Below are 24913 nucleotides of genomic sequence, written 5' to 3' on the forward strand. Positions count from 1 at the left end.
CTGATACGGACCCCTGACGAACGGAAGGACAAGACCCATGCGCCATCGCGTCGGCGGCCGTAAGCTTCAGCGCACCTCCAGCCACCGCGCGGCCCTGTTCCGCAACATGGCGGCCGCGCTGATCAAGCACGAGCAGATCACCACCACCACCGCCAAGGCGAAGGAGCTTCGCCCTTACGTCGAGAAGCTGGTGACGCTCGCCAAGCACGGCGGGCTCTCGAACCGCAGGCTCGCGCAGTCGCGGCTGATGGATGACGCGCAGCTCAACAAATTGTTTGATGTGATAGCGCCGCGCTACGCGAACCGCGATGGCGGCTACATCCGCGTCATCAAGGCCGGCATCCGAATCTCCGACGCCTCGCCCATCGCCGTGATCGAGTTCGTCGACCGCGACGTTTCCGCCAAGGGGCAGGACTCGGGCCCGGTGATGAATGAGGAACAGTTCGAGGCAGCCTAAGCCATTGGCTGTCAGGTGAAATTCAGGGCGCGGCCGCTAGCAGGTGGCCGCGTCTTTTTGTTTTTGGGGAGGGAGTCCATGCGCCGCAATGTTCTGGCCGTCGTCTTGCTGTCGAGTGTGTCGCTGATGAACCTGCCAATGAGCGCGCGCGCTCAGGCGGCTCAAGCCGCCGCTGCGATTAGCTATCCCCAAGCCCGCCGCGTCGACCTCGTCGAGGCACAATTCGGCGTGCCCGTCGCTGACCCTTATCGCTGGCTCGAGAACGATGTCCGCAACGATCCGGAAGTGAGGACTTGGGTCGATGCCGAGAACCAGGTGACCGAGGGCTTCCTGAAGACGCTCCCGCTGCGCGATTGGTTCAAGCAGCGCATGACCGCGCTCTACAATTACGAGCGCTTCGGCGTCCCGGACAAAAAGGGCGCCCGCTACTTCTACACGCGCAACACGGGCCTTCAGAACCAGTCCGTGCTGTATGTGCGCGAAGGCCTGAACGGTCAGCCGCGCGAGCTGATCGACCCCAACGGTTGGTCGAAGGACGGCGCGACGGCGCTCGCCGAATGGACCCCGAGCGAAGACGGCAAGCTGCTGGCTTATGCGATCCAGGACGGCGGCACCGACTGGCGCACCGTCAAGCTGATGGACGTCGCGACGGGCAAGATCCTTCCCGACGAGCTCAAGTGGCTCAAATATGGCGGCAACGTCAGCTGGGCGAAGGACGGCCGCGGCTTCTATTATTCGCGCTACCCGGCGCCAGCGGCCAAGGCGACGTTCCAGAACGCGACGCTCAACCACAAGGTCTATTTCCATCGTCTGGGTACCAAGCAGGCGGCCGACCGGCTGGTCTATGCGACGCCGGCCAATCCCAAGCTCAGCCACTACGCGCAAGTCAGCGACGACGGTCATTGGCTGGTGATCTCGACGAGTCTCGCCGGCGACGAAAATGACGTCCACGTCATCGATCTTCGCAAGCCCGGCTCGCGTCCGGTGGCGCTGTTCACCGGTCTTAAGAACCAGTGGAATTACGCCGGCAACGAAGGCAGCCGGTTCTTCTTCTCGACCGACAAGGGCGCGCCGCTGAAGCAGGTCGTCGCGCTCGACGTTGGCCGGGCGGGCGCTACGCCGTCCCCCGTCATTCCCGAAGCGAAGGAGGCGCTCGATGGCGTCAACCTGATCGGCGGCAAGCTGATTGCCGCCTACCTCGTCGATGCAAAGAACGAAGTGCGCGTGTACGGCGTCGACGGCCACCGGCTCTCGACCATCGCGCTTCCGGGCATCGGCTCGGTTTCCGGTTTCAACGGCAAGGACTCCGATCCCGAGACCTTCTTCGCCTTCACCAGCTTCAATCGGCCGACGACCATTTACCGCTATGACGCGGCGAGCGGCCGCGCGACGGAGTGGGCCGCGCCCAAGCTGACCTTCGATCCCGACACGATCACGGTCGAGCAAAGGTTCTATACTTCGAAGGACGGCACCCGCGTCCCGATGTTCGTGGTGCGCAAGAAGGGCACGAGCGGCCCCGCACCGACGATGCTGTACGGCTATGGCGGGTTCAACATCTCGCTGACGCCAAGCTTCAGCGCCGCGAATATCGCCTGGGTCGAGCACGGCGGCGTCTATGCGGCAGCGAACCTTCGCGGTGGTGCGGAGTATGGCAACGCCTGGCACGATGCTGGGCGCCTCGCGCACAAGCAGAACGTGTTCGACGACTTCATTGCAGCGGGCGAATATCTGAAGGCCAGCGGCATCGCCGCGCCGCATGGGCTTTCGGCGATCGGACGTTCGAATGGCGGCCTGCTGGTCGGCGCGGTGACCAACCAGCGCCCAGATTTGTTCGACGCCGTCAGCCCTGGCGTTGGGGTGATGGACATGTTGCGCTTCGATAAGTTCACCGCCGGGCGCTACTGGGTCGACGACTATGGCCATCCCGACCGGCAGGCCGATTTCAAGACACTGCTGACCTATTCGCCCTATCACAACATCAAGGGCGGCCGGGCCTATCCCCCGCTAATCGCGGTGACCGCCGATACCGACGACCGCGTCGTGCCTGGCCACACGTTCAAATATATGGCGAAGCTGCAGAGCTTGCCGGACGCCGGCGCGGCGCCGCACCTGGTGCGGATCGAAACCCGCGCCGGTCACGGCAGCGGCAAGCCGATCACCAAGATCATCGATGAATATTCGGACGTCTACGCGTTCCTCGGCCATTTCACCGGGCTCGAGCAGGCGCGCTGAACGACGCCGGCGATTCGTCGGACCCGAACCGCTCGCCGACTGACGGCTGAACCGCAGCAAACAAGCGGTTCAGGGCTGGTGCAACGCCGTGACCATAAATCCGAACTGGGCCGCCGTGCGTTTCACCGGCGGCTTGGGAACGAGGAAGTGCAGGGAGTTAGGGTCATGAGGGCAATCACGAAAATTCTGGCGGGCGGCATCGCGATTGCGGCCCTCGCCACTGCGGCGCCCGCAACGGCGCAATATTATCCGGGGTACGGCAATCCCGGCTACGGTTACGGTTATGGCGACCCGTACGGCGGCAATGCCATCGGGCAGGTGCTGAACCAGGTGCTCGGCGGCGGCTACGGCAATGGCTACGGCAATTATGGCGCGAACAGCCAGGTTGCGGTCAACCAGTGCGCGGCTGCCGTGCAGCAGCGCCTGAGCGGCGGCTATGGCTATAACGGCTACGGCTACAATGGGTATCAAAACGGCGGCGGCGCGCGGGTGCTCGGCATCAGCCGGGTCGAGCCGCGCGGCAACGGCGGATTGACCGTTCGCGGCGTCGCCAGCAGCGGCCGTTACGGATCGGCTTATGGCGGACAGGGGCAAGTCGACCTCACGTGGCGGTGCAAGGTCGATTACCGCGGCTTCGTCAGCGATGTGAACATCGACCGCGCGCAGATGAACTACGGCTCCAATTACGGCTACGCGCCCAATAACAATTATGATTATTCGCAGTACGGCTACCGCCGCTACTAAGCGCTGGTCATCAGCTATCGAACGGATGCGCCGGGGTCGAAAGACTCCGGCGCATTTCGTTTAGGCGTTGGCGGCAAGCTCGCGCGCGACTTCGGACATTTGCTCGGCGCAGGTCGCCCAGCCTTCGTCGAAGCCCATGGCGGCATGCGCGTCGCGGTCCTTCGCGTTCGCGTGGAGAACCGTCGCTGTGTAGCGCGTCTTGCCTCCGCCCGCGTCGGCGAAGGTGTGGATCGCGGTGAACGGGAAGCCGTTGCAGCCGTCGTCGGTGAACTCGTTGGGCCGGTAGCCGCCCTTCATGGTGCTCGACCAGACGATCCGCTCACCCGGCACGACTTCGAGCACGCAAGCGGTGCCGCTGTAATCGAAGCCGTCCGGCCCCGTCATGCGGGTATGAAATTTGCCGCCGGGCCGAAGCTCGATCTCGCATTCCGGCGTTTCGTAAGGCCGCGGCGCCCACCAACGCTTGATATGCTCGGGACTGGTCCATGCCTTCCACACCAGGTCTCGTGGCGCATCGAGAGTGCGTTCGAGCAGCAGGTCATTTCCGTCAGCCATTATCATCTCCGTTCGGTTTCAGTGCTTGCAGGTAATTCTCGAAGCGGTCGAGCTGCGCTTCCCATTCGGTGCGGCGCTTGACGATCCAGGATTCGGCGTCGGAAAGCGCTTGCGGCTCCAGGCGCACGGTCCGCACGCGGCCCTTCTTTTCCGACCTCGCCAACCCACTTTCCTCGAGGGCTTTGAGGTGCTGGAGGATCGCGGGAAGGCTGATGCTGAACGGCTTCGCCAGTTGCGACACCGAGGCCGGGCCGCGCGAAAGCTGCGCGAGCATTCCGCGGCGGACGGGGTCAGACAGCGCCTGGAAAGCCCGATCGAGTTGCGATGATTCGTTAACCATAAGCTTAAGTATTAGCTCGTCAGGGCGACGTCAAGACACTTAAGCATAGGCTTAACTTTACTCGCGGCGCGATGCTCCCTATCGGCCCGACATGACGGTCCAGCCCACCGAATCCATCCTGATTATCGACTTCGGGAGCCAGGTGACGCAGCTGATCGCGCGCCGCATCCGCGAGGCTGGCGTCTATTCGGAGATCGCGCCGTTCAATGCCGCGGAAGAGGCGTTCGACCGGCTCCAGCCCAAGGGCGTGATCTTGTCCGGCGGGCCGGCCTCGGTGACCGAAGCGGAAAGCCCGCGCGCACCGCAGGTCATGTTCGACAGCGGCGTGCCGCTGCTCGGCATCTGCTACGGCCAGCAGGCGCTTCACCAGCAGCTCGGCGGCAAGGTGGTCGCTTCCGACCAGCGCGAATTCGGCCGCGCGTTCATCGAGATCGTGTCGCCGTCGGCGTTGTTCGACGGCCTGTGGAACGTCGGCGAGAAGCACCAGGTTTGGATGAGCCACGGCGACCGCGTGGAAAGCCTCGCGCCGGAGTTCGAGGTGGTCGCGCGGTCGGAAGGCGCGCCCTTCGCGATCGCCACCAACGAACAGGCGAAGCGCTACAGCCTGATGTTCCACCCGGAAGTCGTCCACACGCCCGATGGCGGCAAATTGCTCGCCAATTTCGTGCGGCACGTGTGCGGCTGCGCCGGCGACTGGACCATGGCGAGCTTCAAGGACGGGAAGATTGCCGAGATCCGCGGGCAGGTCGGCAAGGGGAAGGTGATCTGCGGCCTGTCGGGCGGGGTCGACAGCGCGGTCGCGGCGGTGCTGATCCACGAGGCGATCGGCGAGCAGCTGACCTGCGTGTTCGTCGACCATGGGCTGATGCGCCAGGGCGAAGCCGAGCAGGTCGTCTCGCTGTTCCGCAACAGCTACAACATCCCGCTGGTCCACGTTGATGCGAGCGCCGACTTCCTAGCCGGTCTCGAAGGCGTCACCGACCCCGAAGCCAAGCGCAAATTCATCGGCGCCGAGTTCATCAACGTGTTCGAAGCCGAGGCGAAGAAGATCGGCGGCGCCGACTTCCTCGCCCAGGGGACGCTCTACCCAGACGTGATCGAGAGCGTCAGTTTCACCGGCGGGCCATCGGTGACGATCAAGAGCCACCACAACGTCGGCGGATTGCCCGAGCGCATGAACATGAAGCTGGTCGAGCCGCTGCGGGAGCTGTTCAAGGACGAGGTGCGCGAGCTCGGCCGCGAGCTGGGCTTGCCCGAGGCGTTCGTCCAGCGGCACCCGTTTCCGGGTCCCGGTCTCGCGATCCGCATCCCCGGCGAGGTCACCCGCGAGAAGTGCGACATCCTGCGCAAGGCCGACACCGTCTACCTCGAGGAGATCCGCAACGCCGGCCTCTACGATGCGATCTGGCAGGCGTTCGCGGTGCTGCTGCCGGTGCGCACCGTTGGCGTGATGGGCGACTACCGAACCTACGATTTTGTCTGCGGCCTGCGCGCGGTCACCAGCGTGGATGGCATGACGGCCGACGTTTATCCGTTCGACGCCGCCTTCCTCAGCCGCGTCGCGACCCGCATCGTCAACGAGGTCAACGGCATCAACCGCGTGGTCTACGATTATACGTCGAAGCCGCCCGGCACGATCGAGTGGGAGTGACACCCTGACGCATCGCTCGCGCATCAACGGCATCCTGATCGACTGCAAGGTCGACGACATCGGCGCCGCCGCGCGGTTCTGGGCCGAGGCGCTCGGCCGCCCAGTCAACCCGGATCATCCCGGCACGCGCGGCGATTACGTGATGCTCGCGGACCGGCCGGACCAGATCAGCGTCCAGGTTCAGCGCGTTGACCACGAAAGTCGAATTCACCTCGACATCGAGACCGATGATATCCCTGCCGAGGTCGCGCGCCTGGAAAGGCTCGGCGCGACGGTCGACACTCGGATGGAGCGTTGGGTCGTGATGCGCGCCCCGAGCGGGCAGCGCTTTTGCGTCGTACGCGTGCAACGCGAGGGATTCGCCGGCAACGCCAATAGCTGGCCGGACCCGATAGCCTCTTAGGAATTGGGCTCAGCGCTGATGAGCGGCCGATTTTCGCCGCTTAACAGCAACTTGCCGTTAACGCTGGCTTGACTCCGCGCCACTATTCTTGCTGTTCGGACGCGACTGGCGAGCGAGGGCGAAGTGAACAAGTACAAATGGTTTCCTGCGATCGTGGCTGCGGCGTTGGCCGGGTGCCAGACCGGACCGGCCTCCATGCGCGCGGCGAGCAGCGTGGCCGCGCCGGCGTCGACCGGAATTCCCTACCACTGGACCGTCGGCAACGCGCCGCAGGCGCATAAGGACATGGTCGCGGAATTTGGCAGGGTCGGCCTCAAGCCGGGCGAATATCTGTGGGCAGCAGCAGTTCCGAAGGACGGCGACCCGCGCATCGTCGTCGATCTGCTGACTCAGATGGCCTACGTCTATCGCGGCGAAAAACTCCTCGGCGCATCGAGCATGTCGAGCGCCAAGACCGGGCACATCACGCCCTTCGGCTATTGGACGATCCTCGAGAAGCGGCCCTTCTATCGCTCCAAGAAATACGACAACGCCCCGATGCCATTCATGCAGCGGATCGACGATTACGGCATCGCCTTCCACGGCGGCGTGAACCCCGGCTATCCGGCGAGCCACGGCTGCATGCGCCTGCCGATGAAGTTCGCCCAGAAGCTCTACGGCGTGACCAGGATCGGCACCAAGGTCGTCATCGAGGGCTAGCGGCGCTCGCGAACTCAGTTCGTTCCGAGCGTCGCGGAATCCATCGGGTCGACGTTCGGTTCTGCATTATCCGTCGCCTCGTTTATCAGTTCGAGGGTTCCGCTTGGATCGTGCGACTGACCGGTCTGCGTCATTCCGGTGATCAGCGGTCCGGGATTGTTCCCGCGGCGCAGGCTCCGCCATGTGTCGAAATCCTGATGGAACTGCTGCTCGCGCTCGCGGCAATAATCGGCATAATCGCGGTCGAGTGCCTCGATCTGGCGGTCGCGCCAGCTCCGGTAATGATCGTCCTGGCGGCTTCGGAAGGTGGGCGGCGAACGGCCCCGGTCGGTCGACCCGCCAAATCCGCCTTGCTCGCGTCCGCTGCGGCTATAATCGCCCTGGAAACCGCCATATCCGTGTTCGCGGCCGTAATGGCTCGGCGCTTGATCGCGCGAGCGGAAGGCATCGCGGTCGCCGAGCATGAAGTTCCGGTCACCGTCACTGTCGCGCCGATTGTCGCGGTCGTCGCCGAGGTCCGAGCCCTCGTCATATTCACGAAGATAGCCGTGTTGTGCCATTGCCATGTCTCCCTGGCATTGAATTTCGTCGGGGCACGTCCGCCCGGCAATAGAACGAACGAGCGGGATGGGAGATGCGTTAATTGTCGCTTGTCGCGGGCATTGGTCGCACCGCCGGCTCAGTCGCCTCGTGCGTGCGGCTAGAGTGAACCGGAAGCGTCAGGGTGGTTAGAAGGCCCGGTGTGTTATCGGCCAGCGTCAGCTGACCGTTGTGGAGGTGAGCGATCGATTCGGCGAGGGCCAGGCCGAGGCCCGCGCCTTCGTCCGAGCGGCTGGTGTCGAGGCGGCCGAAACGGCGGCGCGCCTCGTCGCGGCGGTCGGCGGGAATGCCGGGGCCGCGGTCGGCCACTTCGACGCGGATGTTGCGCTCGTTGGGCTCGACCCTGACCCGGATCTCTCCGCCGGAGGTGCCGTAACGAATCGCATTCTCGAGGAGGTTGCTGATCGCCTGCGCGAGCAGCTGCCGGTGGCCGTACAGCGGCACAGGCCAGGCGGGACGGTCGTAGATGAGGGTTGCACCGCGTTCGTCGGCGAGGGGCTCGTACATTTCCACCAGCTCCGCCGCCAGTTCGCCGACGTCGAACCAGGCGAACTGCTTGCGCCCCGTCAGCGCTTCGGAGCGGCTGATTTCGAGGACGGTTGTCAGGATACGCATCAACGAGTCCGCCTGGCGGATGACACTCCCGAAGAGTTCCTCCTGTTCCACCGGATCGCTCGCCTCGGCGGCCGCATGGGCAGCCGAGCGAAGCCTGCTGACCGGCGAGCGCAGATCGTGGGCGAGGCTGTCGGTGAGGAGCCGAAGCTCTTCCATCAACGTACTGATCCGATCCAGCATCGCGTTGATCTGCCGGCCGAGGCGGTCGAACGCATCGTCGGCGCGGGAGACGGGAACGCGCTGCGAGAGGTCGCGTCCGCTGATCCGGTCGGCGACGCGGGCAATCTCGCCGATCCGCTGTCCGACATAATGGGCGAGGATCAGGCCGCAGAGCAGCCCCAGCAAGCCCGCGACCATGAGCGCGATGAGCAGTGAACCTTCCAGCGTGTCGCGGATCGCGAGGCCTTCGCCGGCGATCCGGCCGCTGACCAGCCATTGACCGGTCGGCAGCCGGTGGATGACGAGCGCAGCCTCGCGCGGCGTCGTCTGGCCACGCAGTCGAATCAGCGCGTTATGATAGCCCTCGTGCAACGGCAGGACGCTCGCCGGAAGCGTCTCGAGGTTGCCCGTGATTTCGCGGCCGTCGCGGCCGAGCACCGCGACCGCGGTCTGCTGATCGGCATAGGTCATCGTGTCCTGGAGGGCGTCGTTAAGCGCCGGTCTGCCGCCCGACTGGTAAACGTCGGCAAGCACCTTGCCCTGCTCGATCACCTGTTGGTGGAGGGTCGCGGCCGCTTCGTCATGCGTGCGGTAATAGATGAACCCGATGACCGCGAGGTTGGACATCAGGGCGAGCAGCCCCGCCAGCAGGGCGATGCGGAACGTGGTCGACACGAGAGCGACCTTAGCGGTTCAGGCGGCGAGCATGTAGCCCGCGCCTCTCACGGTGTGCAGCAGGGGCTTCTCGAACCCCTCGTCGAGCTTGCGCCGCAAGCGGCTGACATGGACGTCGATGACGTTGGTCCCGGGATCGAAATGATAGTCCCAGACCTGCTCGAGCAGCATCGTCCGAGTGACGACGCGGCCTTCGTTTCGGGCGAAATATTCAAGCAGCAGATACTCGCGCGGCTTGAGATCGAGCTTCTTCCCGGCGCGCCTCACGCTGCGCGACAGTGGGTCGATCTCGAGATCTCCGACCGTTAGCCGGTGGTCCGCCGGGTCCATCCGCGCTTCGCGCCGCCGCAGCAGCGCATTCACCCGCGCGAGCAGCTCGGCGAACGAAAAGGGCTTCACCAGATAATCGTCCGACCCATGCTCGAGGCCTTCGATGCGGTCGCCGACCGAAGCCAGCGCGGACAGGATCAGGACCGGCGTTTCGATGCGTGCGGCACGAAGCGCCTTGAGCACCGAAAGCCCGTCCAGCCCCGGCAACATGCGATCGAGGATGATGAGGTCGAAGCTGCCGTCGGTGGCGCGGAACAGGCCGTCCTGGCCGTTCGGGGCCTGCTCGACGCTATGCCCTTCCTGGCCGAGGCCCTTGGCGAGATAGGACGCGGTCTCGCGGTCGTCCTCGATCAGTAGGATCTTTCGGCCCATGCTCTCGTCATAACTCCGGATTGAACCCCCGGCAGTAACCGTACGGCGCCGCACGGGAGTCAGCTAGGCGGCGCCGTACGGTACGCCCGGTTCAGCTCTTCGTGGTCGTGGCTGCCTTCTTGGTCATCGACTTGTGCATCATTTTCTTCTTCGCATGATGCTTGGCGTGGTGCCGGTGATGACCGGCCGCTGCCTTCTCTTTGGCCTCCATCGACGGCGACTCCTTCGCCTCCTCGGCGGGAGTGCCTTCTTTGGCCGCAGGACGTGTCTTCATCGTCTTCGTGGACGTCTTGCTGCCGGTCGATGAGGTCGTGTTCGATGTCTGCGCAAATGCCGACGTCGCAAGCAACGCGACCCCGGCAAGCGACCCGATCAGTGCTTTCATGGCGTTCTCTCCTCTCCAAAGATGGCCAGCGCCGCCGCGCTAGACGCTCTTGGCTCACACGCCCGTGGCGTCGAGGTTAAATGCAGTTCATCGAGCTTTGCGCATGCTCGTGGCGCCGCTACGCTGGCGCGGCCATGATCGCCCAGAAGACCCGCTACGCGCTGCGCTCCCTGCTGTTCCTCGCCGAGGAGCAAAGCGGTGCGCCGGTCCAGCTCGGCCGCATCGCGGAGACGCAGCGGGTTCCCCCGAAATATCTCGAGCTGATCATGCTCGATTTGAAGAAGGCGGGCCTGGTCAAAAGCGCGCGCGGTCCCAAGGGCGGTTACAGGCTTGCCCGCAGCGCCGAGCTCATTTCGTTCGGTGAAGTCGTCCGCACGATGGAAGGACCGATTGCGCTCGTGTCCTGCGCGAGCGTCAACTTTTACGCTCCCTGCGGCGATTGCCAGGACGAGGCGACTTGCGCCATCCGCCGCGCGTTCGCGATCCTTCGCGACCAGAGCACGGCCGTGCTCGACTCGATCTCACTGGCCGAGGGCGCGGGCTGGGAAGAGCGGCTGAACGGCGGCAATTGAGACGGAAAGGCTTGGGCCGGCTGAGCTGATCGTCAACCGAGGATGCTGATGCGGCCCTCCGGCGATCCGCCACCTGAGGGAATGTCGACGGCGTGCGGGGTAGCGACCCGGTGGTGACTGACCGGCTGGGCCCTTGCGAGGCCGGCAAGCGGCAGCACGAGCAGCACTGCGAAAGCGAGGTCGCCAAAGTAGTGGCGATCGACCATTTGGGTCTCCAATCTTCTGTCCACGCCGGCTGACCGACGCACTTGCCCGCCTGACGTCCGAACAACAATGAAGGTTCCGGCTGTTACGGACGTGTAATGGCCCCACTGGCGGTGGTAACGCTCGACCGTTAGAAAGCCGCGCCATGTCGACCTTCACCATCGACACCTCGACCAGCCGCGCGACTCCATCGCCGGTTCCGGGAAAGCGGATGACCGCGCCGGCGATTCGCGCGAGGAAAGCTGAGGGAACGACCGAGCAGCCGATCGTCATGCTGACCGCTTACACGATGCGGATGGCGCAGCTGCTCGACCCGCATTGCGACATGCTTCTGGTCGGTGACAGCCTCGGCCAGGTCATTTACGGCCTGCCGTCGACCATCCCGGTGACGATGGAGATGATGTGCGCCCACGGTGCCGCTGTGGTGCGCGGCAGCTGGCACGCGCTGGTCGCGGTGGACATGCCGTTCGGCAGCTACGAGCAATCGCCGCAACAGGCGTTCGAATCCGCGGCCCGGATCATGAAGGAGACAGGTTGCGCAGCGGTCAAGCTCGAGGGCGGCGAAGTGATGGCGCCGACCATCGAGTTTCTCACGCACCGCGGAATCCCCGTGATCGGCCACGTCGGCCTGACTCCGCAGGCGGTCAACACGCTTGGCGGCTACGGCGCGCGAGGGCGAGAAAAGCGCGAGGCGGAAAAGATCCTCGGCGATGCCAAGGCGGTCGACGCGGCCGGCGCCTTCTGCATCGTCGTCGAGGGCGTGCTCGAGGGCGTCGCCAACGACATCACCGCGGCAGTGAGCGCGCCTGTGATCGGCATCGGCGCATCGGCGGACTGCGACGGCCAGGTGCTCGTGACCGACGACATGCTCGGCATGTTCGAGCGAACGCCGCGCTTCGTGAAGCGCTATGACGACCTCGCTTCCAGGATCGGCGAAGCCGCTGCGACATATGCCGAAGAAGTTCGCGCGCGCCGCTTTCCGACGGCCGATCAAACCTATCGTCCCAAGTAGCGTCCCCCTTTGCGTTTGGCGCGGCAGCCGCTAGACGATGCGACGCCAGCTTCCATTAATCCCGGGTGGGGAAGGGAACTGCCGGCGAATGGATCCCCGATCGAGCGGACTGAGGCACTTTGGCGCAACCCCCTGATGTTGGTGAGACCTTTGTTCGCGAGGTGGATGAGAATCTGCGTCGCGACCAGCTGCGCGACTTCGTCAAGGCCTACGGCAGTTGGCTGATTGCCGGGGTTGTGCTGTTCCTTGCCGCGAGCGGCGGCCTCATCTGGTGGAGGCAGCATCAGGTTCAGCGCCACGAAGCGCAGGTCGAGGAACTCGCCGCTATCTATAACGACATCGGCGCCGGCAACTCAGCACAGGCGCCGCAAAAGCTCGACCAATTGTCGAACGACGGCAGCAAGGCCGTGCGCGGCTCCGCTTTGTTCGCGCGGGCGGCGCTGGCGCTGCAGCAGAATGACACGAAGACGGCGATCGCGACGTACAAGACCATCGCCGGCGACAGCGGCCTTCCGCAACCTTACCGCGATGCCGCGCTCATCCGCGAAACGGCGCTGGAATTCGACCAGCTCCAGCCGCAGGAGCTGATTGCGCGGCTTCAACCGCTCGCCAAGCCCGGCGAACCGTGGTTCGGCAGCGCCGGCGAGATGACTGCGTTGGCGCTTGCCAAGCAGGGCAAGTCCGCGGAGGCGGGCCAGCTGTTCGCGGCGATCGCCAGGGACAAGGGCGTTCCCGGCACCATTCGCGAACGCGCCGTTCAGCTCGCCGGATCCTTCGGCGTCGATATCGGCGCCGCACTTCAGAGCCAGGCCCGATAGGACCAGAATGACAAGATCGAAGAGTTTTCGCGTCGCCTTGATGATTGCCGCAACATTCGCGGCGAGCGGCTGCGCCGTGCTGAAGAAGGGCAAGAAGAGCAACACGCCTGTCCTCGGCCAGCGCATTGCGGTGCTGACGGGCGAGAATGACGTGACGGTCGATCCGGCGACGGCGACGCTACCGATGAGCCTGCCGCAAGCGGTCGCAAACACCGAGTGGACGCAGTCCGGCGGCAATGCGAGCAAGTCGATGGGTCAGCTTGCGCTCGGCAATGCGCTTGCCAACGCATTCATGGTCCAGGCCGGCCGCGGCAGTTCGCTGACCGCGCGGCTTGCGGCTGCTCCGATCGTGGCGGGAGGCCGCGTCTACGTGACCGACACGCTCGGCACCGTCCGCGCCTTCGACGGGCGCAGCGGCGCGCAGGTCTGGGCGAGCCAGACGCCGACTGAAAGGGGCGGCGAGAAGTCGCTGTACGGCGGCGGCATCGCCTATGACCAGGGGCGCATCTACGCTACCAACGGGCTTGGCTACGTTGTCGCGCTCGACCAGCGCAATGGCGGCATCGTCTGGAAAGTGCGGCCCGGCGGACCGCTTCGCGGCGCCCCGACGGTCAGCAACGACGCCGTCTATGTGATGAGCCAGGACAACCAGATTTACTCGCTCAAGGAGAGCGACGGCTCGACCAATTGGTCGCAGGCGGCTTCGCTTGAGATCGCCGGCGTGTTCGGCTCGGCCTCGCCCGCCGTCGGCCAGGGGACGGTCGTCGCCGGCTTCTCGTCGGGCGAGCTCAACGCCTATCGTTACGAGAACGGGCGCGAAGTGTGGCAGGACGCGCTGCAGCGGACCAGCATCCGCACCAGCGTCTCGACCCTCAACGACATCGACGCCGACCCGGTTGTCGACAGCGGACAGGTGATCGCGGTCGGGCAAGGCGGGCGCATGGTCGCGCTCGACATCATCACCGGCCAGCGCCAGTGGGAGCTTAATCTCGCCGGGATCGCGACCCCGTGGCTCGCGGGCGACTGGATCTTCGTCGTGACCGACGAAGCCAAGCTGGTCTGCGTCGCACGGCAGAACGGGCACATCCGCTGGATCACCCAGCTTCCGCAGTTCCACAAGGCCAAGGCGAAGAAGGGCGAAATCGATTATTCGGGCCCGGTGCTCGCTGGCGGACGGCTGATCGTCACCGGTTCGAACGGCGCCCTGATCTACGTCGATCCCACGACCGGGGCGTTCCAGAGCCAGACCAGCATCGGTGCGGGGGTGAGCCTGCCGCCGGTCGTCGCCAACTCGACGCTCTACATTTACGACGACAGAGGCCGACTGCACGCTCTTCGCTAGCCCTCCCCCTGCGGGAGAGGGACTGCTATCGCCGCCACCATGCCGATCCCGACCGTCGCCATCGTCGGCCGACCGAACGTCGGCAAATCGACCCTGTTCAACCGGTTGGTCGGCAAGCGCCTGGCGCTGGTCGATGACCGTCCGGGCGTAACCCGCGACCGGCGCGAGGGCGAGGCGAAGCTTCTGGGTCTCGAATTCCGCGTGATCGACACCGCGGGCTTCGAGGACGAGGACCCCGCGAGCCTGCCCGGACGAATGCGCCAGCAGACCGAAGCGGCGGTGCGCGATGCCGACGCGGCCCTGTTCATGATCGACGCGCGCGAAGGACTAACCCCACTCGACGAGGAGATCGGCCGCTGGCTGCGCGCCGAATCGACGCCGGTGATCGTCGTCGCCAACAAGGCCGAGGCGCAGGCGGGGGAAAGCGGCACGCTCGACGCCTATCGCCTCGGTCTCGGCGACCCGGTCGCCATCAGCGCCGAGCATGGCGAAGGCATCGCCGACCTGTTCCAGGCGCTTCAGCCCTTGGTCGAGCGCGAAGCGGTCACCGACGAGGATGTGGCAGGGGAGGATGGCGACCCGATCCTCAAGCTCGCCATCGTCGGCCGGCCCAACGCCGGCAAGTCGACCCTCGTCAACCGGATGCTCGGGGAGGAGCGGATGATCACCGGCCCCGAAGCCGGCATCACGCGGGACTCGATCAGCCTCGAATGGGAATGGGAGGGACGAGCCGTCCGCCTCGTCGACACCGCCGGCTTGCGCAAGCGCGCGAAGGTTGACGATAGGCTCGAGCGTCTGTCCGCCGCCGATGCCAGGCGCGCGATCGACTATGCCGAAGTCGTGGTCCTGCTCCTCGACGCGACCCGGGGCCTGGAGTCGCAAGATCTCAAGATCGCCGCGCAAGTGATCGAGGAAGGCCGCGCGCTCGTGATTGCCCTCAATAAATGGGACGTGGCGGAGCATGCTTCGTCACTGTTCAACGGCGTCAAGGCCGCGCTGGCCGAGGGCCTGGCGCAGCTGAGGGACGTGCCGCTGCTCACCGTCTCGGCCAAGACGGGCAAGGGTATCGACATGATTCTCAAGGTCGCGTTCGACCTGCGGGAGGCGTGGAGCCGGCGCGTCCCGACCGGCGAACTCAACCGCTGGTTCGAAGCGGCGCTCGAGGCCAACCCTCCGCCCGCGCCCAAGGGACAGCGGATCAAGCTTCGCTACATCACCCAGGTCAAGAATCGCCCGCCGACCTTCGTCGTGTTCGGCAACCGGACCGACGAGATTCCGGAGAGCTACCGACGCTATTTGCTGAACGCGATGCGGCGCGACCTGAAGTTTGGTCCGGTGCCCGTTCGGCTCGACTTCCGCGGCCGGTCCAATCCGTTCGACCGGGGCCATCGCTAGGCGGCGCTAAGGAGAATTTTACCCTTTTCGACCTATCCCATGCGGTGAACCACCTGCCGGAGCATCCGGCGCAAAAGGAGCATGGGTTTGAGCGAAGCGGCTCCAGACGACGTCGATTGGGCGCACTTCGAGAAGAGCCGGACCGAACTCGGTCCCGCCTTCATCCGCATCCTCAGCTATTTCAAAGAGGATGGCGTCAAGTCGATCGCCCAGATCGAACAGGCGATGCGCGAGGAGAATACCGCCGCGCTGGTCCTACCGTCGCACACGCTGAAAGGCGAAGCCCGCCAGCTCGGCGCCGAGCCGATCGCCAAGATCGCCGAGCTGATTGAGACCACCGCGCGCTTCTGCGTCGAGAGCCGGCGCTTTCCCGACGAGCTCGTGCCCGAGGTGGTCGAATTGCGGGCGCTGTTCAACCGGACGGTCGAATCATTCGAAAAAGCGACCAACCCGTTGCTTAAGCGCGCCGCGCCGACGGGCTTCGGGCGCAAGGTCAGCAACCAGGGCTTCGGGCGCATTTGACGTCCTAGCGCGCGGACTTTCGCTTCATGAGCTTGAGTCCCGACCAGGTCGCGTCCACCGCACAGACCTTCACATCAACCAGTCCCATCGGCAGACATACGTCGCGGATTACGTCTTCGGTGATGTCCGTCGGGACTTTCGACGCTTTCTTCGGCCAACTGACCCAGATGAAACCGGAGGGTGCGAGCAGCGGCATGAGATGGTGAAGCTTTGATTCGAGGTCCGTTCGTCCTGCGACGAAGATGTGCGCCGCGTCGATCGGAGCTGCCGCCGCGCCGATCAGTTGAAGCTGCAGCCCTTCGCTCGCGATCTCCTCGCGCACGCCGTCCAGCATTCCATCCCACCACACCCGCATGCCGTCTTTCAGCGACAGCTTCCGCGCGAGCGGCGTTCCCGAATAGCCGGCGGTCATCGCTCGCGCGGCTTCACGTAACGCGCCGCGATATAGGACATCGGCAAGCCGACCAGGACGATATGCGCAAACAGTTGCGTGGCGACCGACAGCGCCTTGGGCGGCAGTGGAGTCCCGAAGCGCAGCGGCACCACCAGCCAGTTCATCACGAAATAGGTCAGCACGCCGTAGGCAAGACCAGTGCGCAACGGCGTGTCGGCGAGTTGCGGGCGCGCACGAACGATGAGCACGAGCACGGTCGCCATGATCGCCATCAACGCGAAGTGGACGACGAGGCCGAGGATCGCGCCAGCGGTTCCCATGCCGGTCGCGGCGGGGAAGGGGCCCGAGCCGACGAAACGGAGCATGTTCCCGATCTGCCGCCCGAACAGCAGCGTCAGGATCATCGCGAACAGGATGTCGAGCGTGCCGCTGATCGCCGTCGCGGTAGCAATTGGTCGGAACATATTCCCCCTGTCGTGGCTCAGAATTCCGGAGTTAGCTCGCTTCCCATCAGCTTGGGGAAGAACCCGTCGTGCGCGGCGCGGAGGTCGGCGAGTGAGACTTCGCCAAAAGTCACTCCGCCCCCACAATCGCCGATGCAGATCGTGTCGCCCCCCACGCGGCCCATGTATCGACAGCGCACACCAGCCGCCTGAGCGGCTCCAAGAGCGCGGTAGTCCTCTAAGTGAGAAGCAGTGACTAGGTATCGGCCCTGATCCTCCCCGAACATGTGCGGGATCAGCTGTGTCAAAGTGGATTCTGGAAGACCTCGGACTGTTTGGGCCCCCACCGCCTCAGTCATCCACTCCGGTTCGATATCTATGCCCAAGTCCCCAGCCAGCGCCATTTCTGCGATCGCGACAAGTACTCCCCCATCCGAGACATCATGGACGGCGGTTACAAGTTGCTGATCGATCAGTCGCCGGACAAGTTCACCGGCCGCCCGTTCGGCTTGTAGGTCGACCGATGGCGGCGTGCCTTCGAGTCGGCCTTTGCACTCGCTGAGCCACATGGATTGTCCGAGGTGCGCGCATTCACTCCCGATCAGCCACAGCGCCTCACCCTCCGCTTTGAAGCTAATCGTAGCGCTCTTCTCCCAATCATCGAGCAGGCCGACGCCGCCGATGGCGGGGGTGGGGAGGATCGCGAGGCTTGAGCCGTCGTCGGCTTTAGTCTCGTTGTAGAGCGACACATTCCCACTCACGACAGGGAAGTCGAGCGCGCGGCAGGCCTCGGCCATGCCCTCGATGCAGCCGACCAGCTGGCCCATGATCTCGGGCCGCTGCGGGTTGCCCAAGTTGAGGCAGTTGGTGATTGCCAGTGGCCTGGCGCCGACCGCGCAGAGGTTGCGATAGGCTTCCGCGACCGCCTGCTTCCCGCCCTCGTAAGGGTCGGCATAACAATAACGCGGCGTGCAGTCGGTAGTGATCGCCAGCGCCTTCTTTGAGCCGTGCACGCGCACCACCGCGGCGTCGCCGCCGGGGCGCTGGACGGTGTTGCCGCCGACCGACTGATCATATTGCTCCCACACCCACCGGCGGCTGGCTAGGGCCGGCGAGGCCATCAGCTTCAACAGGTCCGCCGCAATATCCGTGCTCTCCGGGATGTCGCTCAGCGGCTCGGGCGCCTTCGGGATGGCGTAGGGGCGTTCGTACAGCGGCGCCTCGTCGGCGAGTGGATCGAGCGGGATGTCGGCGACCGTTTTCCCGTTCCACACCAGCTCCATGCGGCCGGTGTCGGTGACGGTGCCGATCACCGCGAAATCCAGCTCCCACTTACGGAAGATCGCCTCGGCCTCGGCCTCGCGGCCGGGCTTCAGGACCATCAGCATGCGTTCCTGGCTCTCCGAGAGCATCATCTCGTACGGCGTCATGCCCGTCTCGCGGCACGGGACCTTGTTCATGTCGAGCCGAATGCCGACGCCGCCTTTGCTCGCCATCTCCACGCTCGACGAGGTCAGGCCGGCCGCGCCCATGTCCTGGATGGCGACGATCGCGTCCGACGCCATCAGCTCGAGGCAGGCTTCGATGAGCAATTTCTCGGTGAACGGGTCGCCCACCTGGACCGTCGGGCGCTTCTCTTCGCTATCCTCCGAGAAATCGGCCGACGCCATGGTCGCGCCGTGGATCCCGTCGCGGCCGGTCTTTGAGCCGACATAGACCACCGGGTTTCCGATGCCCGCAGCTGCCGAATAGAAAATCTTGTCCTGCTTCGCCACGCCGACAGTCATCGCATTGACGAGGATGTTGCCGTCATAGGCGGCGTCGAAGTTCACCTCCCCGCCCACCGTCGGCACCCCGACGCAATTGCCGTACCCGCCGATCCCGGCGACCACGCCCGCGACCAGGTGCCGGGTCTTGGGATGGTCGGGCCGGCCGAAGCGCAGCGCGTTGAGGTTCGCGATGGGCCGCGCGCCCATTGTGAACACGTCCCGCAGGATGCCGCCCACGCCCGTCGCCGCGCCCTGATAGGGCTCGATGTACGAGGGGTGGTTGTGGCTCTCCATCTTGAAGATCGCCGCGTCGCCGTCGCCGATGTCGATCACGCCGGCATTCTCGCCCGGGCCGCAGATCACCCACGGCGCCTCGGTAGGCAGCTTCTTGAGGTGGACGCGCGAGCTTTTGTAGCTGCAATGCTCGGACCACATGACCGAGAAGATACCGAGCTCGAGCAGGTTCGGCTCGCGGCCGAGCGCGTGAAGCACACGCTCATACTCCTCCGGGCTGAACCCATGCTCCGCGACGATGTCCGGCGTAATGCGCGAAGCTTCGAGAACCTCCATGCCGCGGTCCCTAAGGCGGGGGCGCGTACGTGAAAACCCCCGCAGCGGGTTGCGGCGCTGCGGGGGCTTTGGTCGTCGGGGTTAGGCTTTGCAGCTTTGCCCGTTGTAGCTGATTGTCGCGCCTGTCGGATCGCCCTTGAGGTTGGTTCCAGGCGTGACCGCCGCGCCGACTTCATCGCGGGTTTTTTTCACCCGCGCCGTGCCGTCCGACATCCAGTCGATATAGATGAGCTTGTTGTCCGCGCAGCGGTATGACTTGCTCGACGCGATCGACGCCGGCATCGCGACGGGCGCATTTGCGGCGCTGTTCGCGTCAGTGGTGTCATCCGGCGGTCCGGATACGATGGTGTGATCTTTGCTGTTGCAGCCGGCTAACGCTGCGGCGGCAGCAAGCGAGATGAGAAGCATGGTGCGAGTCATGACAGGCGCCCATCGCGGGCCCGCGGGCTAGCGTCAAGGCCATGTCCTTGCATCTTGTCGAACTGGGACATAGCTTCATCGACCGCGATGCCGTATCAAGTGGGTAGTAGCGCACAGCGCATTCGCATCGGCCTGACCGGGCTCGCTTTTGCCTTTTTGCTGGTCCTGCTCGGTTCCATCATCAGCCGTTCGAGCCGCGATGACGTCAGCAATGCGGCGCAGCAGGCGGCCGCCAACGAACAGAGCGAGCCGCTCGCGGAACTTGGCGTTGCGCCCGGCGCCAGCAGCGAAAACAACAGCAACAGCGCGAAGAAATGATCGCCGCGCGCGCTCGCGCGGTCGTCATCACGCTGTCGGTTGTCCTTTTCGTCGGCGCGGCGCTGGCGCTCGGCGCGAAGAGTCGCCAGGCGCCACCGGCCCGACCGGAGGCCCAGCGCCCGACATTGCTGCTGCTGACCAGCTTGCCGCTGATGTTTGGCGAGGATTTCTCCCTGAAAGGCGGCGGATCGACGGCGCTGCAGCGCCTGCAGGCGCGATACCGCGTCAGGCCAATCAGCGTCTCCAGCGCTTCGGAGCTCGCTCACGGCAGGCTGCTGATGATGGCCCAGCCGCTCGCGCAGACGCCGGAGAATCTGGTCGCGCTGGACGATTGGGTGCGCGGCGGAGGCAGGGTTCTGGTGCTCGCCGACCCGATGCTCGAATGGCCGAGCAAGCGCCCGCTCGGCGACCTTCTGCGCCCGCCGCCGATGTTCATGGATACGGGTCTGCTCGCCCATTGGGGCCTCAAGCTCGACGCGCCCGAGCAGCGCGGGCCGGCGAAACGCACGCTCGGCGGTTATGACCAGCTGACCATGTCGCCTGGCAGCCTCATCGGCACCTGCAAGATCAGCGGCGATCGACTGGTCGCCCAATGCCGGGTCGGCAAGGGACGAGCGACGGTCGTCGCGGATGCCGATCTGCTGAATGTCCAGGCGCTCGGCGGCGCCGCCGGCCACAATCTCGACGGAGTCATGGAGGAGCTGGCGGGACTCGAGTCGTGATTCGCGAGTCACAGACTTATCCACAGGTTTGGGCGCCCAGAACAAGAGGAGAACGGACCTGTCTGCGCCCACTAAAAAGTCGCGGTAATCCGCCGTTTGCCATGAAATCCCGTGTTCGCCCATGAAAACCCATTGTATCCCGCACGTCGTTGGGTTACCAACATCGCTGGAGCGCGGGGGCTTTAACCCTTTGATTCGAATTTGAACGCGGCGCGCGCGGTGGCGCGCATCCGCGGTCGATTGCTCGCGCGCTCCGAACGGGGAGTGGTTTGGCGTGGCGCTAGAGCATCTGTTTCAGGGCAGTGCGCTGAACTCGGTCGATGCAAAGGGCCGCGTATCCATTCCCGCATTCCTGCGCGGCGTGATCGAACGTCGCGGCGACGCCCGCACCATCGTCCTCGCCAAGCATGAGGCCTTTCCCTGCCTCAGCGCCTACGACCCCGCTTATGCGGCGCTGAAACACGCCAAGCTCGAGCGGCTGCTCGAGAAGGAAGAAACCAGCCCCGACGCGCAGCTCGACTATCAGCAGCGCAACCTGATGGCCTTCGCCGCCACCGAGGAAGTGCCCTACGACAGCTCCGGCCGCATCCTCATGCCCCCGATGATGCGCAAGAAGGGCCAGATCGGCGATCTCGCGCTGTTTCTCGGCACCGGCGAGACGTTCCAGATTTGGAACCTCGACCTGCTCCTCAAGGATCCGCGGATTCCGGAGGACCTCAAGGACATCGCCCGCTTCCGCCTCGAAGAGCGAGGCGCTTCATGACCAGCACCGGCGCAAAAACGGCCCCACATGTGCCGGTGCTGGTCAGCGAGGTGATCGCCGCGCTCGCTCTTCGCGGCAATGAGACGGCCGTCGACGGCACATTCGGAGCGGGCGGCTACACGCGCGCCCTGCTCTCGGCGGGCGCGGGACGAGTGATTGGATTCGATCGCGACCCCGACGCGATCGAAGCGGGAAGGTCGCTCGTCCCGGACTCGCGCCTGGAACTGATCCAGGAAAATTTCAGCCAGATGGACCGCGTGCTCAATGAGCGCGGCATTGGCCTGGTCGACGCAATCGCGCTCGATATCGGCGTCAGCTCGATGCAGATCGACACTGCGGCGCGCGGCTTCTCGTTCCAGGCGGACGGCCCGCTCGACATGCGCATGAGCCGCTCCGGCCTGACCGCCGCCGAATTTCTGAATACGGCCGAGGAGGCCGAGATCGCCCGGGTCCTGCGCGACTATGGGGAGGAGCCGCGCGCCCGGGCCATCGCCCGCGCCATTGTCGCCGCGCGTCCTGTTGAGCGCACGACCGAGCTGGCGGCGATCGTCCGCCGCGCCGCCGGCTTCCGCCCCGGCCAGAAGGCCGACCCGGCGACCCGCACCTTCCAGGCGATCCGGATCCACCTCAACGCCGAGCTCGACGAGCTCGAGCAGGGCCTCGAGGCCGCCGAACGCGCGCTGAAGCCGGGCGGCCGCCTCGCCGTGGTCACCTTCCACAGCCTCGAGGACCGGATCGTCAAGCGCTTCTTCCGCGAACGCAGCGGCGCAACGCCCGCCGGCTCGCGCCACAGGCCCGCGCTGGTCGACCCCGCCGAGCCGACCTTCGAGCGCGTCGCCAAGCCGGTTTCGCCGTCCGAGCGCGAGCTTTCGACAAACCCGCGCGCGCGTTCCGCCCGACTGCGGAGCGCGGTCCGCACTTCCGCATCACCTCGCAAGGAGCGCCTCCAATGAGTAGCCGCAGCTTCCACTCCGTGTTCATGGTCGCCAGCTGCGCCGCCGCGGCGCTTGGCTGCTATCTGGTTTCGCTCCGCGTCGCCTCCGAGCGCGCGCAACTCGAGGGCGTCGAAACCAAGATCGTGCTCGCGCAGCGCGACCTTCGCGTGCTGCAGACGGAGATCGGCACGCGCGGGCGGCTATCGCAGCTGGAGCGGTGGAATGCGGGCGCCTTCGCCTTGGCTGCGCCGTCGGCAGACCAGTTCCTCAAGGGCGGCTTCGAGCTGGCGCGGCTCGCCCAGCCTGAGCACAAGGTCGACTTCCAGGCGCCAGTGGTGCTGGCGTCGGCTCCTGCGCCGGCGAAGCAAGGGCCCCTCGGCGAGCCGGAGACGGACGATTCGGCCGCGCCTGCGGCCATTACACCTAACGCCTTGCTTCATGAGGCGAGCCTGAAAACCGAGACGCGCGAGGTCCCGGCGCGGTTGGTCGTCGCATTGCCCCAGACGATCGCCAACTCCATGGATAGGCCGGCGGCAGCGGCAAAGCCGGCGAAGAAGGAATCCGTGGAGAAGCCGGGCCTCGCGGCCGCCCAGCCCACCGTCAAAAAGCCCGTGCCCAGGGCCATTTCGGTGGCGACCAAGAAATCGGTGGATAAGGCAGCCGTCGCGTTGGTCAGGCCGGTGACAAAGGCCGTTCGGCTTGCGAAGCTAGATCCGCTGGCGCCGCTTCCGGCCAGGCATTCCGGCATTTCCAAGGAACTGACTGCCGAGAGATGAACGCACCGTCGCCCGCTCTCGTCGCGCCACGGCCCGAGCGGCTCCGACTCGTCGGCCAGCGCCGCCAACTGCTCGCGGTCATGCACCAGCGGCTGATGTTCGGCATGCTCGTCTACGCCGGAATCGTCGCCATCATCGCGCTTCGGATCCTCTATCTCGCGGCGTTCGGCGATCATGCCGGGCGGAAGGAAGAGCTCACAGCCTACGTCCCCGAGCGCGGCGATATCGTCGACCGCAACGGCGACCCGCTCGCCCGGACGATCGACGCCTGGACCATCGCGGTTCACCCGAACAAAGTGATCGGCGACAAGCTGGCGTTGGCCCGGCACCTCGCCGAGCTCATGCCCGAATATAGCGAGGAGCAATATTTCGCGCTTCTGAAGTCCGGCAAGCCCTTCTTCTACCTCCGTCGCCGGGCATCGCCCGCGCTTGTGGAGGCGGTAAATGCGATGGGCGAGCCGGGCCTCGCGATACAGCGCGAACCCGACCGGCTCTACCCGCAGACCAGCCTTGCGGCGCATGTCATCGGCTACACCGACATCGACGGACACGGCGTCGCCGGGATGGAGCGCGCGTTCGACCAATATCTCGCGAGCCCCGCCACGCGCGGCCAGCCGCTCACCCTGTCGATCGACAGCCGGGTCCAACAAGCGCTCGAGCACGAGCTGCTCGAGGCGATGACCCACTTCTCGGCGATCGGCGCGGCCGGCGTGGTGATGGACGTGCATACCGGCGAGGTGCTGGCGATGACCTCTCTTCCGCAGCTCAACCCCAATGCGGCGGGGCAGGGGTCGGACGAGGCGCGATTCAACCGCGCCACGCTCGGCGTCTACGAGCTCGGCTCGACCTTCAAGCCGTTCACCGTCGCAATGGCGATGGACAGCGGCATCATCAAGAGCTTCGGCAAGGTCTACAATTGCCCGCAGGAGCTGCACGTCTACGGCCACGTGGTGCACGACACCCATCCTTTTGGGCGCGTCTGCAGCGTCGCCGAGATCATGAAGGAAAGCTCGAACATCGGCACCGCCCAGATCGCCGACCAGGTCGGCGCGAACCGGCAGAAGGCGTTCCTTGGGAAAATGGGCTTCCTCGCTCCCGTGCAGATTGAGCTCAAGGAACGCGGGCGCACGCTAACACCTGGTTCGCGCTGGGGCCCGTTCGAAACCATGACCGTCGGCTTCGGCCACGGCATTGCCGTTACGCCGCTGCATCTCGCGACCGGCTATGCGACCTTGTTCAACGGCGGCGTTTATCATCCCGCGACCCTGCTCAAGGTCGGCCGCGACCATCCCGTGCCGCGCGGGGTCCGCGTCTTCACCGAGGATACGAGCTACAAGATGCGGGCCTTGATCCGCCTCGTCGTCACCCAGGGCACCGGCAGAAAGGCCGATGCGCCCGGCTATCGCGTCGGCGGCAAGACCGGCACGGCCGAAAAGCTGCTCAACGGCCACTATACATCGTCCGCGGTGGTCACGAGCTTCGCGGGTGTGTTCCCGATGGACGAGCCCCGCTATGTGATGGTCATGATGCTCGACGATCCCAAAGCGACTGCCGAGACCTACGGATTCCATACGGCCGCGTGGAACATCGGCCCGGCGTTCGGCGTGGCCGTCAGCCGCATCGCGCCATTGCTCGGAGTTCATCCCGACAAGAGCCGCGAGCCGGACATGAGTCAGGTGCTGCCCTTCGTCCATGACGACAAAGCCAAGGATTAAGCCGGC

Annotated in this window: 29 protein-coding genes; 18 read left to right on the top strand and 11 right to left on the bottom strand. The window is 65.4% G+C overall.

What is annotated here, in order from left to right; all coding sequences use genetic code 11:
• Positions 1–37 precede the first annotated feature (37 nt).
• The 3 genes from rplQ (at position 38) to ACJ8FR_RS04035 (ending at position 3433) form a co-directional block, all read left to right on the top strand.
• Positions 38–457, top strand: coding sequence for a 50S ribosomal protein L17 (gene rplQ, locus ACJ8FR_RS04025; RefSeq protein WP_407827328.1), 420 nt, complete (start codon positions 38–40; stop codon positions 455–457).
• A gap of 78 nt (positions 458–535) precedes the next feature.
• A complete protein-coding gene (locus ACJ8FR_RS04030; protein WP_407827329.1) occupies positions 536–2689 on the top strand; it encodes a prolyl oligopeptidase family serine peptidase in 2154 nt (717 codons plus the stop codon).
• 165 nt (positions 2690–2854) lie between these two features.
• Positions 2855–3433, top strand: a complete 579-nt coding sequence (locus ACJ8FR_RS04035) for a hypothetical protein (protein ID WP_407827330.1) — start codon at positions 2855–2857, stop codon at positions 3431–3433.
• 60 nt (positions 3434–3493) lie between these two features.
• Here the strand turns inward: ACJ8FR_RS04035 and ACJ8FR_RS04040 are convergent, their stop codons facing one another.
• Both ACJ8FR_RS04040 and ACJ8FR_RS04045 read right to left on the bottom strand, forming a co-directional pair.
• Positions 3494–3988, bottom strand: a complete 495-nt coding sequence (locus ACJ8FR_RS04040) for an SRPBCC family protein (RefSeq protein ID WP_407827331.1) — start codon at positions 3986–3988, stop codon at positions 3494–3496.
• Positions 3981–4328: an ArsR/SmtB family transcription factor gene (locus ACJ8FR_RS04045; RefSeq protein ID WP_407827332.1), complete on the bottom strand. Its 348-nt coding sequence runs from the start codon at positions 4326–4328 to the stop codon at positions 3981–3983. Before ACJ8FR_RS04045 ends, ACJ8FR_RS04040 begins: the two co-directional genes overlap by 8 nt.
• A gap of 91 nt (positions 4329–4419) precedes the next feature.
• Between ACJ8FR_RS04045 and guaA the strand changes: the two genes are divergently transcribed.
• The 3 genes from guaA (at position 4420) to ACJ8FR_RS04060 (ending at position 7081) form a co-directional block, all read left to right on the top strand.
• Positions 4420–5979 carry a glutamine-hydrolyzing GMP synthase gene (gene guaA, locus ACJ8FR_RS04050; RefSeq protein ID WP_407827333.1) on the top strand — a complete coding sequence of 520 codons (1560 nt, stop codon included), beginning with the start codon at positions 4420–4422 and terminating at the stop codon, positions 5977–5979.
• 37 nt (positions 5980–6016) lie between these two features.
• A complete protein-coding gene (locus ACJ8FR_RS04055) occupies positions 6017–6382 on the top strand; it encodes a VOC family protein (protein ID WP_407827415.1) in 366 nt (121 codons plus the stop codon).
• A 123-nt stretch (positions 6383–6505) separates the two neighbouring features.
• Positions 6506–7081, top strand: a complete 576-nt coding sequence (locus ACJ8FR_RS04060; protein WP_407827334.1) for a L,D-transpeptidase family protein — start codon at positions 6506–6508, stop codon at positions 7079–7081.
• 14 nt (positions 7082–7095) lie between these two features.
• Here ACJ8FR_RS04060 and ACJ8FR_RS04065 read toward each other — a convergent pair whose 3' ends face one another.
• The 4 genes from ACJ8FR_RS04065 to ACJ8FR_RS04080 form a co-directional block, all read right to left on the bottom strand.
• Complete coding sequence (locus ACJ8FR_RS04065; protein WP_407827335.1) at positions 7096–7641, bottom strand: hypothetical protein; 546 nt, start codon at positions 7639–7641, stop codon at positions 7096–7098.
• A gap of 79 nt (positions 7642–7720) precedes the next feature.
• Positions 7721–9130, bottom strand: coding sequence for a sensor histidine kinase (locus tag ACJ8FR_RS04070; RefSeq protein WP_407827336.1), 1410 nt, complete (start codon positions 9128–9130; stop codon positions 7721–7723).
• Positions 9131–9148: 18 nt separating this feature from the next.
• On the bottom strand, positions 9149–9832 hold the full coding sequence (locus ACJ8FR_RS04075; protein ID WP_407827337.1) for a winged helix-turn-helix domain-containing protein: 684 nt from the start codon (positions 9830–9832) through the stop codon (positions 9149–9151).
• Positions 9833–9923: 91 nt separating this feature from the next.
• A complete protein-coding gene (locus tag ACJ8FR_RS04080) occupies positions 9924–10217 on the bottom strand; it encodes a hypothetical protein (protein WP_407827338.1) in 294 nt (97 codons plus the stop codon).
• Positions 10218–10351: 134 nt separating this feature from the next.
• Here ACJ8FR_RS04080 and ACJ8FR_RS04085 point away from each other — a divergent pair, with 134 nt between their 5' ends.
• Entirely contained in the window at positions 10352–10789 is a 438-nt protein-coding gene (locus ACJ8FR_RS04085; RefSeq protein WP_407827339.1) for an RrF2 family transcriptional regulator, read from the top strand.
• Between the two features lie 32 nt (positions 10790–10821).
• Here the strand turns inward: ACJ8FR_RS04085 and ACJ8FR_RS04090 are convergent, their stop codons facing one another.
• Positions 10822–10995 carry a hypothetical protein gene (locus ACJ8FR_RS04090; RefSeq protein WP_407827340.1) on the bottom strand — a complete coding sequence of 58 codons (174 nt, stop codon included), beginning with the start codon at positions 10993–10995 and terminating at the stop codon, positions 10822–10824.
• Positions 10996–11138: 143 nt separating this feature from the next.
• Here ACJ8FR_RS04090 and panB point away from each other — a divergent pair, with 143 nt between their 5' ends.
• From panB to ACJ8FR_RS04115, 5 genes are all read left to right on the top strand, one after another.
• A complete protein-coding gene (panB, locus tag ACJ8FR_RS04095) occupies positions 11139–12005 on the top strand; it encodes a 3-methyl-2-oxobutanoate hydroxymethyltransferase (RefSeq protein WP_407827341.1) in 867 nt (288 codons plus the stop codon).
• Between the two features lie 161 nt (positions 12006–12166).
• A complete protein-coding gene (locus tag ACJ8FR_RS04100) occupies positions 12167–12823 on the top strand; it encodes a tetratricopeptide repeat protein (protein ID WP_407827342.1) in 657 nt (218 codons plus the stop codon).
• Positions 12824–12863: 40 nt separating this feature from the next.
• Positions 12864–14165, top strand: coding sequence for a PQQ-binding-like beta-propeller repeat protein (locus tag ACJ8FR_RS04105; RefSeq protein ID WP_407827343.1), 1302 nt, complete (start codon positions 12864–12866; stop codon positions 14163–14165).
• 39 nt (positions 14166–14204) lie between these two features.
• Complete coding sequence (der, locus tag ACJ8FR_RS04110) at positions 14205–15560, top strand: ribosome biogenesis GTPase Der (protein WP_407827344.1); 1356 nt, start codon at positions 14205–14207, stop codon at positions 15558–15560.
• A gap of 87 nt (positions 15561–15647) precedes the next feature.
• Positions 15648–16082, top strand: coding sequence for an Hpt domain-containing protein (locus ACJ8FR_RS04115; protein ID WP_407827345.1), 435 nt, complete (start codon positions 15648–15650; stop codon positions 16080–16082).
• A gap of 4 nt (positions 16083–16086) precedes the next feature.
• On the opposite strand, the gene ACJ8FR_RS04120 is transcribed toward ACJ8FR_RS04115, so the two are convergent.
• The 4 genes from ACJ8FR_RS04120 to ACJ8FR_RS04135 form a co-directional block, all read right to left on the bottom strand.
• A complete protein-coding gene (locus ACJ8FR_RS04120; RefSeq protein ID WP_407827346.1) occupies positions 16087–16494 on the bottom strand; it encodes a hypothetical protein in 408 nt (135 codons plus the stop codon).
• Positions 16491–16940: a hypothetical protein gene (locus ACJ8FR_RS04125; RefSeq protein WP_407827347.1), complete on the bottom strand. Its 450-nt coding sequence runs from the start codon at positions 16938–16940 to the stop codon at positions 16491–16493. Before ACJ8FR_RS04125 ends, ACJ8FR_RS04120 begins: the two co-directional genes overlap by 4 nt.
• A 17-nt stretch (positions 16941–16957) precedes the next feature.
• Positions 16958–19258, bottom strand: a complete 2301-nt coding sequence (gene purL / locus ACJ8FR_RS04130; protein ID WP_407827348.1) for a phosphoribosylformylglycinamidine synthase subunit PurL — start codon at positions 19256–19258, stop codon at positions 16958–16960.
• A gap of 81 nt (positions 19259–19339) precedes the next feature.
• Positions 19340–19678, bottom strand: a complete 339-nt coding sequence (locus tag ACJ8FR_RS04135) for a hypothetical protein (protein WP_407827349.1) — start codon at positions 19676–19678, stop codon at positions 19340–19342.
• 156 nt (positions 19679–19834) lie between these two features.
• On the opposite strand from ACJ8FR_RS04135, the gene ACJ8FR_RS04140 reads away from it, so the two are divergent.
• The 6 genes from ACJ8FR_RS04140 to ACJ8FR_RS04165 all read left to right on the top strand — a co-directional run bounded on the left by ACJ8FR_RS04140 (position 19835) and on the right by ACJ8FR_RS04165 (position 24907).
• A complete protein-coding gene (locus ACJ8FR_RS04140) occupies positions 19835–19996 on the top strand; it encodes a hypothetical protein (RefSeq protein WP_407827350.1) in 162 nt (53 codons plus the stop codon).
• Entirely contained in the window at positions 19993–20718 is a 726-nt protein-coding gene (locus tag ACJ8FR_RS04145) for a hypothetical protein (RefSeq protein WP_407827351.1), read from the top strand. The genes ACJ8FR_RS04140 and ACJ8FR_RS04145 overlap by 4 nt, the downstream gene beginning before the upstream one ends.
• A 274-nt stretch (positions 20719–20992) precedes the next feature.
• On the top strand, positions 20993–21481 hold the full coding sequence (locus tag ACJ8FR_RS04150) for a division/cell wall cluster transcriptional repressor MraZ (RefSeq protein WP_407827352.1): 489 nt from the start codon (positions 20993–20995) through the stop codon (positions 21479–21481).
• Entirely contained in the window at positions 21478–22434 is a 957-nt protein-coding gene (gene rsmH / locus ACJ8FR_RS04155; protein WP_407827353.1) for a 16S rRNA (cytosine(1402)-N(4))-methyltransferase RsmH, read from the top strand. The genes ACJ8FR_RS04150 and rsmH overlap by 4 nt, the downstream gene beginning before the upstream one ends.
• On the top strand, positions 22431–23192 hold the full coding sequence (locus ACJ8FR_RS04160) for a hypothetical protein (protein WP_407827354.1): 762 nt from the start codon (positions 22431–22433) through the stop codon (positions 23190–23192). The genes rsmH and ACJ8FR_RS04160 overlap by 4 nt, the downstream gene beginning before the upstream one ends.
• Positions 23189–24907 (top strand): peptidoglycan D,D-transpeptidase FtsI family protein, encoded by a 1719-nt coding sequence (locus ACJ8FR_RS04165; RefSeq protein WP_407827355.1) that lies wholly within the window; start codon positions 23189–23191, stop codon positions 24905–24907. Before ACJ8FR_RS04160 ends, ACJ8FR_RS04165 begins: the two co-directional genes overlap by 4 nt.
• The last annotated feature ends 6 nt before the right edge of the window (positions 24908–24913 follow it).

The sequence above is a fragment of the Sphingomonas sp. genome, assembly GCF_045810705.1.
Taxonomy (GTDB): domain Bacteria; phylum Pseudomonadota; class Alphaproteobacteria; order Sphingomonadales; family Sphingomonadaceae; genus Sphingomicrobium.

Excerpts from the sequence above, each read along its gene's own strand:
- ACJ8FR_RS04145 (WP_407827351.1), top strand. The coding sequence starts at position 19,993 with ATGATCGCCGCGCGCGCTCGCGCGGTCGTCATCACGCTGTCGGTTGTC.
- ACJ8FR_RS04045 (WP_407827332.1), bottom strand. The coding sequence starts at position 4,328 with ATGGTTAACGAATCATCGCAACTCGATCGGGCTTTCCAGGCGCTGTCT.
- ACJ8FR_RS04030 (WP_407827329.1), top strand. The coding sequence starts at position 536 with ATGCGCCGCAATGTTCTGGCCGTCGTCTTGCTGTCGAGTGTGTCGCTG.
- guaA (WP_407827333.1), top strand. The coding sequence starts at position 4,420 with ATGACGGTCCAGCCCACCGAATCCATCCTGATTATCGACTTCGGGAGC.
- ACJ8FR_RS04065 (WP_407827335.1), bottom strand. The coding sequence starts at position 7,641 with ATGGCACAACACGGCTATCTTCGTGAATATGACGAGGGCTCGGACCTC.
- rplQ (WP_407827328.1), top strand. The coding sequence starts at position 38 with ATGCGCCATCGCGTCGGCGGCCGTAAGCTTCAGCGCACCTCCAGCCAC.
- ACJ8FR_RS04085 (WP_407827339.1), top strand. The coding sequence starts at position 10,352 with ATGATCGCCCAGAAGACCCGCTACGCGCTGCGCTCCCTGCTGTTCCTC.
- ACJ8FR_RS04125 (WP_407827347.1), bottom strand. The coding sequence starts at position 16,940 with ATGTTCCGACCAATTGCTACCGCGACGGCGATCAGCGGCACGCTCGAC.
- ACJ8FR_RS04120 (WP_407827346.1), bottom strand. The coding sequence starts at position 16,494 with ATGACCGCCGGCTATTCGGGAACGCCGCTCGCGCGGAAGCTGTCGCTG.
- ACJ8FR_RS04040 (WP_407827331.1), bottom strand. The coding sequence starts at position 3,988 with ATGGCTGACGGAAATGACCTGCTGCTCGAACGCACTCTCGATGCGCCA.
- purL (WP_407827348.1), bottom strand. The coding sequence starts at position 19,258 with ATGGAGGTTCTCGAAGCTTCGCGCATTACGCCGGACATCGTCGCGGAG.
- ACJ8FR_RS04135 (WP_407827349.1), bottom strand. The coding sequence starts at position 19,678 with ATGACTCGCACCATGCTTCTCATCTCGCTTGCTGCCGCCGCAGCGTTA.
- ACJ8FR_RS04160 (WP_407827354.1), top strand. The coding sequence starts at position 22,431 with ATGAGTAGCCGCAGCTTCCACTCCGTGTTCATGGTCGCCAGCTGCGCC.
- rsmH (WP_407827353.1), top strand. The coding sequence starts at position 21,478 with ATGACCAGCACCGGCGCAAAAACGGCCCCACATGTGCCGGTGCTGGTC.
- ACJ8FR_RS04075 (WP_407827337.1), bottom strand. The coding sequence starts at position 9,832 with ATGGGCCGAAAGATCCTACTGATCGAGGACGACCGCGAGACCGCGTCC.
- ACJ8FR_RS04105 (WP_407827343.1), top strand. The coding sequence starts at position 12,864 with ATGATTGCCGCAACATTCGCGGCGAGCGGCTGCGCCGTGCTGAAGAAG.
- ACJ8FR_RS04165 (WP_407827355.1), top strand. The coding sequence starts at position 23,189 with ATGAACGCACCGTCGCCCGCTCTCGTCGCGCCACGGCCCGAGCGGCTC.
- der (WP_407827344.1), top strand. The coding sequence starts at position 14,205 with ATGCCGATCCCGACCGTCGCCATCGTCGGCCGACCGAACGTCGGCAAA.
- ACJ8FR_RS04080 (WP_407827338.1), bottom strand. The coding sequence starts at position 10,217 with ATGAAAGCACTGATCGGGTCGCTTGCCGGGGTCGCGTTGCTTGCGACG.
- ACJ8FR_RS04090 (WP_407827340.1), bottom strand. The coding sequence starts at position 10,995 with ATGGTCGATCGCCACTACTTTGGCGACCTCGCTTTCGCAGTGCTGCTC.
- panB (WP_407827341.1), top strand. The coding sequence starts at position 11,139 with ATGTCGACCTTCACCATCGACACCTCGACCAGCCGCGCGACTCCATCG.
- ACJ8FR_RS04035 (WP_407827330.1), top strand. The coding sequence starts at position 2,855 with ATGAGGGCAATCACGAAAATTCTGGCGGGCGGCATCGCGATTGCGGCC.